Source organism: Vibrio sp. R10-SG3-ISO10 (assembly GCF_059834185.1).
In genome coordinates this window covers 274,421-289,070 of record NZ_JCBDHG010000022.1, presented here as the reverse complement: position 1 = coordinate 289,070, position 14,650 = coordinate 274,421, and the positions used below count along the sequence as shown (strand labels likewise).

The following is a 14,650-nucleotide window of genomic DNA, read 5'->3' as shown; positions in this document are numbered from 1 at the left end:
AGTTAGCTGCGGAGTTCTTTGTGGAAGTAATCCAAACATAGCTGCTGCGCCTGTTGATTCACTTCAACCTCTTCATGCTGACGAAGGCTGAGATACAAATCAGTGATTTTTTCAAAAGCAGCAATGAGTGCCTGTTTTTCAGGCTTTACTACGGTTTCTTCTAGTTGAGCTGCAAAGTCTGGTAAGCGAGTTTCAATCTTTCTAACGCCTGAAGGTGTCAACCCTTGTTGCTTTAAAGCCAACGGAGAGAGCGCAACAGTACGCAGAAATGAAAGAAACTCAGTTGCCTCAAAATACTCACCACGTGCTACTTTCGTTGCTCCATAATGCATCCATATCCAAAACCTATCTTCAATCCACTGAGGATCGGGTTGAGGGTAATGTGGCTGCTGAGTTGCAAAGACGTCAGAGAGACATGTTCCTCGCTGCCAAAGCACTTGAGTATCATCGACACGTGTGGCTGCATCCGGCAAAGAAACGAACTTGAAGTCGACGTGGACGGCGCCCGGCTCGTAGATAGAGATTACTAATCGTGGTTCGCCAACGTGCTCTCCAGTGAAAGCTGCGACCTTTCCCTCTACCTTGTCTATAAGATCAAATCGCTCTTCCATAATACTAGGAAAATCGTCTGGATTGATAGCAACCACAATGTCTAAGTCGCTGTATTTATCCATAGTGTCAGAGGCATAAGAGCCACTAGCCCCGAGGCCAACGATTCTAGGATCTTGAGAGAAACAAGCGACAATCTTTTCCAGTAGCTGCTTGTGTGATTGGGGAAGAGTGGTTGGATATTTCATATTTTACCTTTAATCGATTTCGATGTGAGAACTGCCAAAGACAGTTAGTGCGGTAAAATTAACGCAGCATTACAAAGTAGCTTTAGTCGTGATGAAATGCAATCTATATCACTTGTTAACATACAAGCCGAGATGTTGATAATTTCAGCTGCGGTATCTCGTGATAAACTGTTTGGCTTATGAGTCTACGTACATAATAGGGACGGATATGGATAATTTGTTAGCGGGGTTACCTCAAGCGCTGAATGAAGAAGTGTTTGAAGACATTGTTTCCGGTCAGGATGTACGTATTGAACGAATCCTCTCTCATGGTCAAAGCTCACCGGAGTCTGGTTGGTATGATCAAGATGAGAGCGAGTGGGTGATGGTTCTATCTGGGTTTGGTGTGATTGAGTTTGAAGATGGTCGTATCGTTAAGCTTGAGCAGGGCGACCATGTCAATATCCCTGCACACTGCAAACATAAAGTGAAGCAGACCGCTCAAGACGAGATAACGGTCTGGCTAGCGGTTTTCTACAAAAGCTAAATTTCACTCGCGAGTTGGGCTAAATACGCGCGCATGTATTGAGTTCTAATTCTTGCCTCGGTTTTAGCGGCGTCAGTGTTCATCATCTGCTCTAGTTTAAACAGCTTGTTGTAGAAGTGATCGACAGTGTAGTTTTTATCATCAAACTCTCGATTCTCACAAAATGGATCGTCTGAACTGTATAAGCTTGCGCCAAAGTTAGTACTTACTTGTAGGCAGCGAGCAATACCTATCGCCCCCAAGGCATCAAGGCGGTCTGCATCCTGCACAATTTGCGCTTCGAGTGTTTGCGGTGTGATATTTGCGCTGTAACTGTGCGCGACAATCGCATGATGAATGGCATCTAAATATTGAGCTGGGTAGCGGATGGAAGTAAGGAATTCGATGGCTTTGTCGGCTGCGACCACAGAGCTCTTACTGCGCTTGGGATGGTTCTTAGCGAAGGTGAAACAATCATGCAGATAAGCGGCAGGTAGTACCACCTCTAGCTTGGCGTTTTCTTGCGCACATAGGTAGCGCGCAGTTTTGACTACTCGTTTAACGTGATTGATGTCGTGCGCGGGATCTTGAATCATTTCCTTTTCAATAAATTCAAACATGGCTTGAGTGTACTTTTCTACAGGTTCCAAGCGATCTCCTACAATAATGGTTTGATTTCTAAAAGCTTAACATAGCGATTGTCCCATACTGTCATTTCAATGTTCGAGCTTCTTGACCCGTCTATTGGTGTCACCTTTAAGCTAGATTCTTCGCGGTTAATTTCGAGGCATTGAATCTTGCATACTCTCCATATATTCAGTGGCTATATCCAGCCATTTATTCGCAGGCTAGACCAATTACCTCCAATGTGGAAAGGGATTGCCTTAGCGCTATGTTCAACAGCAATGTTTACTCTGGTCGGTGTTATTGTTCGAGTGCTAAGCGATACCATTGACGTGTTTCAAATACTGTTTTTCCGACAACTGGTGTTTATTACCTTGTTGGTGCCAGCCATGGTTCGTAGCGTAGACATTTTGCTTAAACCTAAGCGAGTTAAGCTTCACGCGCTACGTATTCTGGGAGCGTTTATTGCTCTTTACTTTGGGTTTGTCACGGTAAGTAATATTCCTTTAGCCGACGCTACGGCGCTTGGCTTTACTCAAGTCCTGTTTGTAGCGTGTATCTCTAGGCTTTGTTTGTCAGAGCGCGTCACTACTGCGCGCTTATTCACCATCATTGCGGGGTTTATCGGTGTGATGATGGTGGTTCAGCCACAGTTCCAACAAGCTTCTCTGCAATATACCGGAGCAGGCTTACTGGCTGCAATGGGGGCTGCTGTGGCTGTTGTTTGCGTGCGAAAAGTGGCACAAGAAGAACCTAGAATTACACTACTCGCGTATCAGGCGCTGTTTGTTGGAGTGATGGCTTTGTTACCAAGCCTAGCAGCTTGGCAGTGGCCGAGTTGGTCAGAGCTAGGTCTACTGCTATGTGTTGGTGTGCTTTCATCAGTGGCGCAGTGGATTGGTGTGACGGCCTATAAGTATGGGGAAGCGAACGTTATTGCCAATGTCGAATATGGAAAGATTATTTACTCTGTTGCTCTTGGGTATGGGTTGTTTAGCGAAATACCTAATGAGCTTGCGATACTTGGCCTACTCGTGATTGTTGCTAGCGCCGCTTGGCCGATTGCGTATCACCACTTCAAATCCTTTATGGTTAACAAATTGAATGATGATAACAAATCATTATTTAAATAATAAAAAACGATAATTTCCTGTCTTGATAGCTTGGACGTATTCTTGGTGCAAAGTTTATGACACGAACCACCGACACAATAGCCCGCGAGTGACTCTAGGCTGTTGTCGCTATCGACAAGGGGAAATGATGAAATTTCTGCACACCATGATCCGCGTGACTGATTTAGAAAAATCGATCGAGTTCTACACTAAGGTGTTAGGTATGCGCGTTCTGGATCGCACTGAAAATACCCAGTACCGCTACACGCTCGTGTTTGTCGGTTATGAACAAGGCGGCACAACGATTGAGCTGACTCATAACTGGGATACAGACCAGTACGAAATGGGCAATGCATTTGGTCACTTAGCACTAGGCGTTGAAGACATTTACGCCGCTTGTGATCAAATTAAAGCCTTAGGTGGCAATGTGACTCGTGAGCCTGGTCCAGTAAAAGGCGGCTCAACACATATCGCCTTCATCACCGATCCTGATGGTTACCAAATTGAACTGATTCAAGTCAGCAAGTAATGGGGCATAGACTAATGAAAGACGCACTATTTCAACCTATCCAGTTAGGCAAACTTGAACTTAAAAATCGCATTGTGATGCCGCCGATGACTCGCTCACGTGCTAGTCAGCCGGGTAATGTGGCAAACGATATGATGGCGACGTACTACGCTCAACGTGCTGGTGCGGGCTTAATTGTGGCAGAAGGCACTCAAATTTCTGAGATGGGTCAGGGTTACGCTTGGACACCGGGTATTTACTCAGCAGAGCAGATTGCGGGTTGGAAGAAAGTCACCGATGCCGTTCATGCAAAAGGCGGTGCGATCTTTGCTCAGTTGTGGCATGTAGGACGGGTTACTCATCCAGATAATATTGGTGGAAAGCAGCCAATCTCATCATCTGCCTTAAAAGCTGAGAATGTAAAAGTCTTCATCGATAATGGCACAGATGAGCCGGGATTTGTCGATGTTATAGAGCCACGAGCGATGACCAAAGAAGATATTCAAAAAGTGATTGAAGAGTATCGCTGGGCTGCGCTAAATGCGATTGAAGCAGGCTTTGATGGCATTGAACTTCATGCGGCGAATGGCTACTTGATCAACCAGTTCATCGATTCTGAGGCGAATAACCGCACAGACGAGTACGGTGGCTCAGTTGAAAACCGTCTGCGCTTCTTAGGCGAAGTGGTCGAAGCGATGACAGATGCAATTGGCGCGGATCGCGTTGGTGTACGTCTAGCTCCGTTCACATCACTGAATGGCACAGTAGACAAAACTCCAGTAGAAACTTACACGGCGGCGGCGGCTCTACTTAACAAGCTCAATGTTGTTTACATGCACATTGCTGAAGTGGACTGGGATGATGCTCCAGATACTCCCGCTGAGTTTAAAACCGCAGTGCGTGAGGCTTACCAAGGAACGATCATCTACGCAGGTCGTTACAACACTGAAAAAGCGGGGCAAGCGCTGAATGATGGTTTAGCTGATATGGTGGGTTTTGGTCGCCCATTTATCGCAAACCCTGATCTTCCGGCTCGCATCGCGAACGACTACCCACTAGCTGAGCACGACCCTGCAACGCTATTTGGTGGCGCAGAAAAAGGCTTACTTGATTACCCCGAGTATCAAGCCAGCTAATTGAAGCGAGTCAAACTAAGACAAAGCACCTCACAACCCCCAGTGAGGTGCTTTTTTGTTAATAGCCTCGTACTCAAGACTGTAACTAGAATCTGAGTAATCTTGGTTGGCCTCTTTAGCTCAACAAGGCTTTACTCTATAATTGCCGCGCTTTTATCTGGGTTAGCCCATCATTGTGGAAAAATTATGATTTCAAAAAACCAACTTAAACTACTTCGAGCTCTTGGCCAAAAGAAGCAGCGTAAAGCGCATGGTCTGTTTTTGGTGCAAGGAGAGAAGAATGTACTTGAGTTGGCGAATAGCGCGCTAACGGTAAAGCAGGTGTTCGCTACACCTGAGTTTCTTGCTGATTATCACACTGAGCTAAGTGGATTCGAGTGCATCGAAGCATCACTTGATGAGCTGACGAAAGCGAGCACTTTAGTCAGTAACAATGCGGCGATTGCCGTAGTCGAAATCCCAAGTGTAGAGACACCAAAAGCGCAAGGCTTGATGATTGCGCTAGATGGCGTGTCTGACCCTGGTAACCTAGGGACTATTATTCGTGTTGCCGATTGGTACGGTATTAAACACATAGTCGCAAGTACAGATTGTGCCGATCCATACAACCCAAAAACCATCAGTGCCACGATGGGCAGCTTTGGTCGTGTGACGGTTAGCCAACTTGACCTGCCAAGCTACCTAGAGCAATCGAACTTACCTGTCTATGGTGCTTTCCTCGAAGGTGAAAGCGTGCACAAAACAGAGTTTGCTGCAGAAGGGATTTTATTGATGGGCAGCGAATCTCACGGCATTCGCGAGCAAGCCGCTAAGTTTGTTACCGATAAGATTACCATTCCTGCTTTTGGTGGTGCGGAGTCACTTAACGTTGCGATGGCAACTGGCATCATCTTAGACAACCTGCGTCGCCAACACGGCTAAGAGCAGGGGCGCATCAATTTGCCAGATAGCTAGAGTTGACCGTTTATCCAAAGTGAGTCAACTTTAGTTCTCCAGTTCTCCGTGACTAAGGAAGGAGTAGGGAATCTCCTTCAGCATCCGTACACCAAACTAGACGCCATACTTTCTCTTCAGCTAGAATCGCTCTTGCGGCTGCACATAAATTTCAGTCAACTTAAGAGACAATACAATGATTGTAGAAAATGTGCTTCCTGAGTATTACGCAGAAATGCTTGATGTTTGGGAAAACTCAGTCCGAGCAACTCATGATTTCATAACAGAAGACGATATTGAGTTTTTTAAACCCATTATCATTGAGCAGGCATTCCCTGCCGTTACGTTAAGATGTGTAAAAAATGAAAGTGGTTCAATTCTCGGGTTCGTGGGGATTCACGAATCAAAAATTGAAATGTTGTTCATCTTAAACGAGGCAAGAGGGCAAGGCATTGGCGCTGTGCTACTGCAATATGCAATAGAGCAGTTAGGCGCGACGAAAGTCGATGTAAACGAGCAGAACCCACAAGCGGTAGGCTTTTACGAGCATATGGGTTTTAAGGTCGTTTCACGCTCGCCCGTTGATGATATGGGGAAACCTTTTCCAATTCTACATATGACACTCTAAAGTTCGGTTTGTCGTAGTTCAGCTTATTAAAAAGCAATGTTTGTTAGAAGGAACGCCCAAAGCTAATAACTTTGGGCGTTTCCGTATGTTGTAGAAAGTTGTTCTTCGTCACATGGTCAAATATATCTCAACAAAACCCACTAAAAATCATGGAGTTGTAACTGACAAAAGTTCCTTCTCTGGAGGTAGTTTATTGCCTACCAAAATACCGGTAGCCGCATGATAAGCTAAACCTTTTAATAGCTTTTTAGTTATTCCTTTCATCATAGGTTTCATCACAATAGCCCCCATTAGCCAGCCTAATGTTCCCCCTTTAACGATAAAAGCCATATCTATTGTGATATCACACGTATTTTCATCGACTACCGCGACTTTTGTTCCCGCAATTAAACTTTTTAAAGGCATGGAAAATTCACTGATTTCTACAACAAAACTTTTTCCTTCTTCATAATGGGTGATCTCTTCAACGACACTGCTACCATCATAAAAATGACACTTACGTTTTGCTCCTAAACCGAATTCTCTATCGTTTATTGCGGGGGACTTTTCTACAGAAAAATGCCATTTATCGACATGCCCCCAATCGGCTAAGGCATGCCAAACTTTCAATGCTGGAACGCTAAATCTCTGGGTAACTTCTATATTATGGGTCATGATTTTTTACCTGAATTCAATTGAATAAAATGAAAATCGAGCAGCTTATTCGAGTTTTAATTGTCGATTGATTCATTGTGACAACTTGCAGACTTTTATTGCTTTCTGGCTATTGGGATATGCAAAAGCAGTATTTTTTCGGCACTCTGTTGTTGAGTGTTTGGCGCATAGAGTTCAAAATCAGGCTTTTCCACATAATCATAATTCGATTTTGGAAGCCAGCTCCCCCATATGTATTTTAAGGTTTCAGGTAAAGAGGACATAGGTCCTGTATGCTGAAATACCGCATATAAATGTTCTGGGATAACTCTCGAAATCATTCCATCAGGAACACTATCGAAGTCACTGACCTCAACAGAGCAAATATAGCTAAACCCAATATCACCATCACTTTCTAGATACTCTTCATAAATTCCAAAAGCATCATCACCTACTCTATTTTTAATCTGACTGACATTAGGTCGAAAAGCTGACCATAGCGTGTTTATGTCCAAGTCCTCTTCCCGGTATTGGCGGGCAACCCCCACAACTTTTATTTCAGGACGAGTAACAATTTTAGGCTCCATTGATAGACGGTTTTGAAGGTGATGCAACATGTGCGGGCTAAATTGGTCTTTGTAAATGAGCCTGAACGGATCCGCATTATTTCTGTACTGTTCAGGCGTCATTTTGAAAAAGCTCTTAAAGGAACGCGTAAAAGATGCATGAGACTCAAATTGACAATCAAGTGCAATATCCAAAATTGAGCTTTCGCCTTTGGCTAGGCGCTCCGCTGCTACAGTAAGCCTTCTTTTACGAAGATACTCTTTTGGTGAATCGCCGACTAAGGAACGAAAAATTCGACAAAAATGGTAGGTAGAATAATTCGAAACTCTCGCCATATCGTGAATGTCGATGGGTTCGTACATATTTTTTTCAATATATTCAATGATATTAAAAATACGTTCCATTAGCTTTTACCTATTATACTTGTTCATTACAAACTAGGAATCGAATACTAGTAAATCCCTGATCTCTAAGAGGAATAAGTTGTTGATATTCAGGGTCATTCATAAGTAAGTTTTCAATAGAATCCCGGTTAGGAAAAGAAATCACCGCCACCGCAGCTGGTTTTTCGCCTAAGCCAATTGTAGATTCCACGTTATAGCGAGCAATCGGCACACCACCATGCTTTTTCATTAATAAAGGTGCTTGTGAACTGTAACTTTGTAGCTCCTCTTTGTTCTCAGGATTTGGGGTTGCCTCTACGATTAAGAATACTTGTTTTTCCATAATATGCTTCTCTCTTTATTCATGTAGTTAAAACTCAATTCACTCTGCGCTCATTGATGGTGAGAAGTATATTAATATTAAAAAATGGCGACTTTGCATTTCTTGCTATATTGCAATGACGTGAGTCTTTTTAGTTTGGAGGAATAAACTATTTAGCGAGAAGAAACTAGACGTAGTTTTGTTCGAAACCTCAAGTACTATATATCCCCCCAATTAAGGTCTGATATTTTATTTTGGAAAATATAAATGCCGGATATTGCTACGAAACCATCGTTAGGTTCTAACTCATTTCTATCCAAAATAAGTTATCGAGCTTTAAGAACTTCCCAACTCGCTCGTCGTTTTTTAGGGTGATTGATATTAAAAAAACAAAGGGTTGACACAAAATGCCAACCCTTCAAAATTCTCGCTTTCTCGCTTTCTCGCTTTCTCGCTTTCTCGCTTTCTCGCTTTCTCGCTTTCTCGCTTTCTCGCTTTCTCGCTTTCTCGCTTTCTCGCTTTCTCGCTTTCTCGCTTTCTCGCTTTCTCGCTACTTCTCCAGCATGCCTAGCTTGTCTGGCACGCCGTTCCACTTTTCTGCTTCATCCATGGCTGGCTTTACTTCGGTTTGTACTGGCCAAAGTTCGGCAAGTTCAGCGTTGAGCTCAATGAAAAGCGTTTGATCATCTGGCACTTCATCTTCTTGGAAGATCGCGTGCGCATCACATTCATCAACACACAAACCACAATCAATGCATTCGATTGGATTGATGACCATAAAGTTTGGGCCTTCATGAAACGCATCTGCCGGACATACAGCGACACAGTCAGTGTATTTACATTGGATACAGTTATCAGTTACGACAAACGCCATGATGAATGCTCTTAAGTTAGTCAAAATAGAAGAGAGGGGATAATACTCATCCCAAGGCAAAATTCAATATGTTTGATTTAGTATGACAGACAATTCAATTTCTCGTAAAATGCGCGCCATTGTGAGCTGACCGTTCGTCAAACGGTTTTGGCTAAGACACCTATCTATACGAGACATCAACATGATACGTTTAAATGAAATTAAACTTCCTCTTGATCATGAGGAAGAGGCGCTGACTGCTGCCATTACCAAGAAGCTTGGCATCTCTGAAGACCAAGTCATCTCTTACAATGTGTTTAGACGTGGCTACGATGCTCGTAAAAAAGCCAACATTCTATTGATCTACACGCTAGACGTGGTGGTTGAAAATGAAGCCGCACTACTTGAGCAGTTCGTTAGTGATCCGCACGTAAAAGAAACTCCAGACATGGAGTACAAATTCGTTGCGAAAGCGCCTGAGAACGTGACGGAACGTCCTGTGGTTATCGGCTTTGGTCCGTGCGGTCTGTTCGCAGCACTGATTCTTGCGCAAGCTGGGTTTAAACCTATCGTTGTTGAGCGTGGTAAAGAGGTTCGTGAGCGTACAAAAGATACCTTTGGTTTCTGGCGTAAGCGCACTCTAAACACGGAATCAAACGTACAGTTTGGTGAAGGTGGTGCTGGTACGTTCTCTGACGGTAAGCTATACAGCCAAGTAAAAGATCCAAACTTCTACGGTCGTAAAGTAATCACTGAGTTTGTTGCAGCAGGTGCTCCAGAAGAGATCATGTACGTAAGTAAGCCGCACATCGGTACCTTTAAGCTGGTAACGATGATCGAGAAGATGCGTGCAAAAATTATCGAACTGGGTGGTGAAATCCGCTTTAGCACTCGCGTCGATGATATCCACATGGATGGCGAGCAAATCACGGGTCTAACACTATCAAACGGCGAAGAGATTAAATCTCGCTACGTTGTTCTAGCCGTCGGCCACAGTGCGCGTGATACGTTTGAAATGCTGCACGATCGCGGCGTGTACATGGAAGCGAAGCCATTCTCGGTTGGTTTCCGAATTGAGCACAAGCAGTCAATGATAGATGAAGCGCGCTTTGGTCCTAACGCGGGCAACCCAATTCTTGGCGCAGCAGACTACAAATTGGTTCACCACTGTAAGAATGGTCGTACTGTTTACAGCTTCTGTATGTGTCCGGGCGGTACTGTCGTCGCCGCTACGTCAGAAGAGGGTCGCGTTGTTACCAATGGTATGAGCCAATACTCGCGTTCAGAGCGTAATGCAAACAGTGCAATCGTGGTGGGTATCGACCCTGAACGTGATTACCCAGGAGACCCACTAGCAGGTATCCGTTTCCAGCGTGAGCTTGAATCAGGTGCTTACGTACTTGGTGGTGAAAACTATGATGCACCAGCGCAGAAAATTGGTGACTTCCTTAAAGGTCGCGATCCGAGTGAGATTGGCGACGTTCAGCCGTCATTCACTCCAGGTATCCACCTAACGGATATCTCTAAAGCGCTACCAGATTTTGCCATTGAAGCGATCCGTGAAGCAATTCCGGCGTTTGATAAGAAGATCAAAGGCTTTGCGTCTGATGACGGTCTATTGACTGGTGTTGAAACTCGTACATCTTCTCCAGTTTGTATCAAGCGTGGTAAAGACTTCCAGAGCATCAACCTTAAAGGCTTCTACCCAGCGGGTGAAGGGGCTGGTTATGCGGGTGGTATCCTTTCTGCGGGTATTGACGGTATCAAGGTGGCTGAAGCTCTTTCTAAGGCAATGGTTGCTGACCTAGGAAACGCTTAAGCCAAACTAGTCAATACTAAGGCTCTTCTGTTAAGGCAGAAGGGCCTTTTTTTATCTCTACAAGGTGGTGGGAGTATTCAATTCGTCTGGCTCACCAAGGTGATTGCGAGTTCCAATTTGAGTTGAAAGGGGCCGCTGAGTTTGAACATTAAACTCTAATCAATCTCCCATTTAAATCCAGCACTGATTTCTCCGTTCTCATTTGATTGAACGTGAGTTTCGATTCCTTTGCTAGGGAATTGGGTAATGTAACATTTTACATCACTGCTTTTTTGCTTCGGATTTTTTGCGTCAAAAGAGTCTTGGGTTCTCTCTGTACATTCATCTCCTGAAAATTGAGTTTGTATCGGTGTCGTATCTTCATCGTAAGGGGAAGGCTGCCACTGGACTGGAGCAGAGATAGTATGGTTCTGAGGTAATTCATCAAGGAATGTACCCGCATAGGCGCTGGTGGTGGTAGCGGATAGTAAGAAAGCTAGCAACAAATGTTTGGTCATAAAAAGGTGCCTGTCTATAAAATCTTTAGCGAAGTTACTTTTATAAATTAGAGCCAAAATAAAATTTAAGCAATAAAAAATTATCGTATTACGATAATTTTTTATTGTTAAGTAGGTTTGGTTTGCCTAAGATATACTCAAGTTAAGTTCACTTAGGTCCTCTCATGACACAACAATCTATCAGCAAATTTAGTCGAAATTTATTGGTGCTATTTTGGTTCTCTCTTGTTTTTACCGCCGTGTTAAATACGGTATTTTGGTTTTCTGCAACGTTATGGGATGCAGAATGGTTTAAGGCTGGCTTTCCCGTTGAGGTGACATTGCCTTTAAGTTTGACTCGGTCATTGATTGGCTTTTTGCCAAGTATGCTGACAACGTTTTTGACAATGGCTCTACTGTGGCAGTTGATAGTTCTCTTTCGTTTGTATGAAAAAGGTCAGATCTTTGAACGTCAAAATACACTGTGTTACAAAAAGATCAGTTATTTATTGATGGCAACGCCTTTCGTTCAACTTATTATGGGCATACTTCTTAGCTTCGCATTGTCGTACAATGACGGAAATTGGAACGTATCGTTTGAAGTGAATGACGCTGACATCACAATGTTTGTTATTGGATTGGTGGTTCGTGTTATTGCAGTAGTAATGGAAAGAGCAGCAGAGCTTCAAGAAGAAAGTGAGCTGACAATTTAAGTGAAAGTTTATGGCGATTGTAATCAACCTAGATGTAATGCTAGCTAAACGGAAAATGCGCTCCAATGAGTTGGCGAAACTAGTTGGTATTACCGAGCAGAACCTATCAGTGCTTAAAAATGGCCGTGCCAAAGCGGTCAAATTGTCTACTTTAGAAGCAATCTGCAAGCACCTGGATTGCCAGCCAGGCGATTTGCTCGAATATACGCCTACTGAGAGCGATACCTAACTGATGTAGCCAATTGATGATGACCTTAAAAAGCCAGTGTTAATCTCTGGCTTTTTTACGTTTGATATCTTTTCTCGCTTTAATATCTTTAATTTGCATTAGTTTAGTGATCATTTTGTAAGTTAGTGTGCTGGCGACTAAGCTTTGTCTATATGCACTTTGAGGGGGATCAATGGAGCTGATTAAACTTATCTATGTGAGCACAGTTAGCAAGGAGTTTGAGCTGACGTCCTTTGAAGACATAATGAACAGTGCTCAGGAAAATAATGGTGAACATGAAGTCACGGGGATTTTGTATTTCAATCAACATTATTTTATACAGTATTTGGAAGGTAGCGAGGAGAATGTGGAGTCTACCTATCGCCGTATCCAGAAAGATAAGCGTCATTGTAATGTCACGCTGCTAGATAGAAGTTCAATAGAAAATAGGCAGTTTAGCGGTTGGTCTATGGCTTATTTGCTTCAATCAGAGATTCTAAAAACGCTCAACTTCTATTTTATGGATTCACCTGAATTCAATCCATATAGACTTGATGCACAATCTGCAAACGAGTTAATTACTGAGTTAAGAAGTCACCTGCCACTCGCTTATTTGCACAGCGATGCCTTATCGAAAACTTATCGTTAAAACAAGTATTTGCTTGCTCTACGAACATAATATTACGATTTCATTGCTCATTTTAGTCGTACTTTTTTCCTTCATGATCCTGACAAAGGTCTAAACTGAGTACTATTCGCTGTTCTATTTTTCCTATTGAATCCGACCCCTCTCAAGGAGGCAAAATGGCATCTCAGAACATCCAACATTTTTTTCATCCTGACTCTGGCACCATAAGCTATGTGGTGGCTGATCAGGATACAAAAGAAGCGATCATCATTGATCCTGTTGCCAATTATGATGTGAAAAATGACGAGATTAGCTACGAGTCTGCGCAAGAGATTATTGATCATATTCAACTTAATCAGCTGCACATAGTGGCTATTTTGGAAACGCATATTCACGCGGATCATTTGTCGGGTTCGTTTTATTTGAGTAAGGAACTTCAGGCTCCGATTTACGTTTCTGAAGGGGTCAAAGAGGTTTATGCGCAGTGGAAGGACGAACTGTGTCTCAGTGAGCTTTATCACTTTGAACATTATCTTTTGGAAAACGAAGAGATGGATTTTGGCAATTCTCACTTAGAGGTCATTGCGACACCCGGACACACGCAATCTGACTTAACCTTTAAGATAGGTGATGCACTGTTTGTTGGCGACTCATTGTTTTTTAATGGTACGGGTCGGGCTGACTTTCCTGGTGGCAGCGCTGAGAAAATGTTTGAGTCGATACGTAAGCTGTATGAATTGAAGGACAGTACAGAAGTGTACCTTTGTCATGATTACCCAGATAAGGCAGAAAACCTCCATTATAAAACCACGATAGGTGATGAAAAGCATGACAACATCTTGGTTGATGAGAATACCTCATGCCAACAATTTGTTGAGAAAAGGGAGGGACGAGATCATCAACTCACGCCCCCAAAGCTTCTTAAGCCAGCGTTGGAGTTTAACCTTACCGCGTTGCATTCTCTTCACTAAAGGCGTTGTGTTGTAAAAGGCGGAGAGTACCGAGGTTAGGTGTCGCGAAGCAGTGACTCTAACTCGAAATATGATTGAGAGGGACTAACCATGATTGTCCGGTTTATCACAATATGTATGTTGTTTGTCTTTTCAGCTCAAGCGCAGGTTCCTTCGCGCATAGTATGGACGATACAGGATGAATGGCCGCCATATGTTATCGACTCTGCAGAAGTGAAAGGTTTGGCCTATGAGATTATTTCGGAAGCCTTTGCTGAACAAGGCTACACCATTAAAAATACCATTAAACCATGGAGCCGAGCTTTAAGGGAGGTAACGACTCAGCGCTATGATATTGCGCTGACCGTTTGGAAGAGTAGCGAGAGACTCGAGTATCTTGATTTCAGTGATGCCTATCTGACCAATTCACTCATCTTTGTATCGCTAAAAGAAAACTCATTCAGTTATACAGGTCTAGAAAGTTTAAAAGAGAAACGGATTGGAGTATTGCGAGGCTATGCCTATGATGATGACTTCTTGAAATCGAATGCTTTTGATCGGATGGATTCTGATAGTTTAGCCACCAACGTGAGAAAGTTAAAAGCTGGCCGGATCGATGCATTAGTGGCCGATAAGTTTTTTTTCTTGTGGTATGTAAAAAACAATGAGTTAGAGATTAATGACTTTGCTTTGATCGACAAACCATTAGCAGAGAATCCGTTATATATTGCTATCAGTCGTGATCATCCAAACAAAGAGAGTATTCTTTCGGCTTTTAATGCCGGGCTGAAGTCTCTGCAACAGTCGGGAAGAATTGCCGAACTGATTAAACAGTACGAATAATGTAGGGCACCT

19 protein-coding genes are annotated in these 14,650 nt (G+C 43.3%); 12 read left to right on the top strand and 7 right to left on the bottom strand.

The window, feature by feature from the left end:
• Positions 1 to 2: 2 nt before the first annotated feature.
• Positions 3 to 797, bottom strand: coding sequence for a nucleotidyltransferase domain-containing protein (locus AC6R16_RS14755; RefSeq protein ID WP_500674864.1), 795 nt, complete (start codon positions 795 to 797; stop codon positions 3 to 5).
• 208 nt (positions 798 to 1,005) lie between these two features.
• On the opposite strand from AC6R16_RS14755, the gene AC6R16_RS14750 reads away from it, so the two are divergent.
• Positions 1,006 to 1,323, top strand: a complete 318-nt coding sequence (locus AC6R16_RS14750) for a cupin domain-containing protein (RefSeq protein WP_500674863.1) — start codon at positions 1,006 to 1,008, stop codon at positions 1,321 to 1,323.
• On the opposite strand, the gene AC6R16_RS14745 is transcribed toward AC6R16_RS14750, so the two are convergent.
• Positions 1,320 to 1,922 (bottom strand): HD domain-containing protein, encoded by a 603-nt coding sequence (locus AC6R16_RS14745; protein ID WP_500675345.1) that lies wholly within the window; start codon positions 1,920 to 1,922, stop codon positions 1,320 to 1,322. The genes AC6R16_RS14750 and AC6R16_RS14745 overlap by 4 nt on opposite strands.
• A 177-nt stretch (positions 1,923 to 2,099) precedes the next feature.
• On the opposite strand from AC6R16_RS14745, the gene AC6R16_RS14740 reads away from it, so the two are divergent.
• From AC6R16_RS14740 to AC6R16_RS14720, 5 genes are all read left to right on the top strand, one after another.
• A complete protein-coding gene (locus AC6R16_RS14740; RefSeq protein ID WP_500674862.1) occupies positions 2,100 to 3,059 on the top strand; it encodes a DMT family transporter in 960 nt (319 codons plus the stop codon).
• A gap of 127 nt (positions 3,060 to 3,186) precedes the next feature.
• Positions 3,187 to 3,567: a lactoylglutathione lyase gene (gene gloA / locus AC6R16_RS14735; RefSeq protein WP_486796726.1), complete on the top strand. Its 381-nt coding sequence runs from the start codon at positions 3,187 to 3,189 to the stop codon at positions 3,565 to 3,567.
• 14 nt (positions 3,568 to 3,581) lie between these two features.
• Positions 3,582 to 4,682 carry an alkene reductase gene (locus AC6R16_RS14730; RefSeq protein ID WP_500674861.1) on the top strand — a complete coding sequence of 367 codons (1,101 nt, stop codon included), beginning with the start codon at positions 3,582 to 3,584 and terminating at the stop codon, positions 4,680 to 4,682.
• Between the two features lie 186 nt (positions 4,683 to 4,868).
• Positions 4,869 to 5,603, top strand: coding sequence for an RNA methyltransferase (locus tag AC6R16_RS14725; RefSeq protein ID WP_486788412.1), 735 nt, complete (start codon positions 4,869 to 4,871; stop codon positions 5,601 to 5,603).
• Between the two features lie 208 nt (positions 5,604 to 5,811).
• Positions 5,812 to 6,243 (top strand): GNAT family N-acetyltransferase, encoded by a 432-nt coding sequence (locus tag AC6R16_RS14720; protein ID WP_500674860.1) that lies wholly within the window; start codon positions 5,812 to 5,814, stop codon positions 6,241 to 6,243.
• Positions 6,244 to 6,390: 147 nt separating this feature from the next.
• Here the strand turns inward: AC6R16_RS14720 and AC6R16_RS14715 are convergent, their stop codons facing one another.
• From AC6R16_RS14715 to fdxA, 4 genes are all read right to left on the bottom strand, one after another.
• Positions 6,391 to 6,897, bottom strand: a complete 507-nt coding sequence (locus AC6R16_RS14715) for an SRPBCC family protein (RefSeq protein ID WP_500674859.1) — start codon at positions 6,895 to 6,897, stop codon at positions 6,391 to 6,393.
• A 95-nt stretch (positions 6,898 to 6,992) separates the two neighbouring features.
• Positions 6,993 to 7,847: an AraC family transcriptional regulator gene (locus tag AC6R16_RS14710; protein WP_500674858.1), complete on the bottom strand. Its 855-nt coding sequence runs from the start codon at positions 7,845 to 7,847 to the stop codon at positions 6,993 to 6,995.
• Positions 7,848 to 7,860: 13 nt separating this feature from the next.
• On the bottom strand, positions 7,861 to 8,169 hold the full coding sequence (locus AC6R16_RS14705; protein WP_500674857.1) for a DUF1330 domain-containing protein: 309 nt from the start codon (positions 8,167 to 8,169) through the stop codon (positions 7,861 to 7,863).
• Between the two features lie 529 nt (positions 8,170 to 8,698).
• Complete coding sequence (gene fdxA, locus AC6R16_RS14700) at positions 8,699 to 9,022, bottom strand: ferredoxin FdxA (RefSeq protein ID WP_004746605.1); 324 nt, start codon at positions 9,020 to 9,022, stop codon at positions 8,699 to 8,701.
• A 181-nt stretch (positions 9,023 to 9,203) separates the two neighbouring features.
• Between fdxA and AC6R16_RS14695 the strand changes: the two genes are divergently transcribed.
• A complete protein-coding gene (locus AC6R16_RS14695) occupies positions 9,204 to 10,820 on the top strand; it encodes an NAD(P)/FAD-dependent oxidoreductase (protein ID WP_500674856.1) in 1,617 nt (538 codons plus the stop codon).
• Between the two features lie 155 nt (positions 10,821 to 10,975).
• Here the strand turns inward: AC6R16_RS14695 and AC6R16_RS14690 are convergent, their stop codons facing one another.
• Positions 10,976 to 11,317, bottom strand: a complete 342-nt coding sequence (locus tag AC6R16_RS14690) for a hypothetical protein (RefSeq protein ID WP_004749571.1) — start codon at positions 11,315 to 11,317, stop codon at positions 10,976 to 10,978.
• Between the two features lie 164 nt (positions 11,318 to 11,481).
• Here AC6R16_RS14690 and AC6R16_RS14685 point away from each other — a divergent pair, with 164 nt between their 5' ends.
• The 5 genes from AC6R16_RS14685 to AC6R16_RS14665 all read left to right on the top strand — a co-directional run bounded on the left by AC6R16_RS14685 (position 11,482) and on the right by AC6R16_RS14665 (position 14,638).
• Complete coding sequence (locus tag AC6R16_RS14685; protein WP_004744138.1) at positions 11,482 to 12,009, top strand: DUF2975 domain-containing protein; 528 nt, start codon at positions 11,482 to 11,484, stop codon at positions 12,007 to 12,009.
• 10 nt (positions 12,010 to 12,019) lie between these two features.
• Positions 12,020 to 12,238: a helix-turn-helix domain-containing protein gene (locus AC6R16_RS14680; RefSeq protein WP_004744137.1), complete on the top strand. Its 219-nt coding sequence runs from the start codon at positions 12,020 to 12,022 to the stop codon at positions 12,236 to 12,238.
• A gap of 172 nt (positions 12,239 to 12,410) precedes the next feature.
• The gene (locus AC6R16_RS14675) at positions 12,411 to 12,866 is read left to right on the top strand and encodes a BLUF domain-containing protein (protein ID WP_500674855.1); all 456 of its coding nucleotides are present in this window, start codon (positions 12,411 to 12,413) and stop codon (positions 12,864 to 12,866) included.
• Between the two features lie 155 nt (positions 12,867 to 13,021).
• Positions 13,022 to 13,816, top strand: a complete 795-nt coding sequence (locus tag AC6R16_RS14670) for an MBL fold metallo-hydrolase (RefSeq protein WP_239854223.1) — start codon at positions 13,022 to 13,024, stop codon at positions 13,814 to 13,816.
• A 90-nt stretch (positions 13,817 to 13,906) separates the two neighbouring features.
• Positions 13,907 to 14,638 (top strand): substrate-binding periplasmic protein, encoded by a 732-nt coding sequence (locus AC6R16_RS14665; RefSeq protein ID WP_500674854.1) that lies wholly within the window; start codon positions 13,907 to 13,909, stop codon positions 14,636 to 14,638.
• Positions 14,639 to 14,650: the final 12 nt, after the last annotated feature.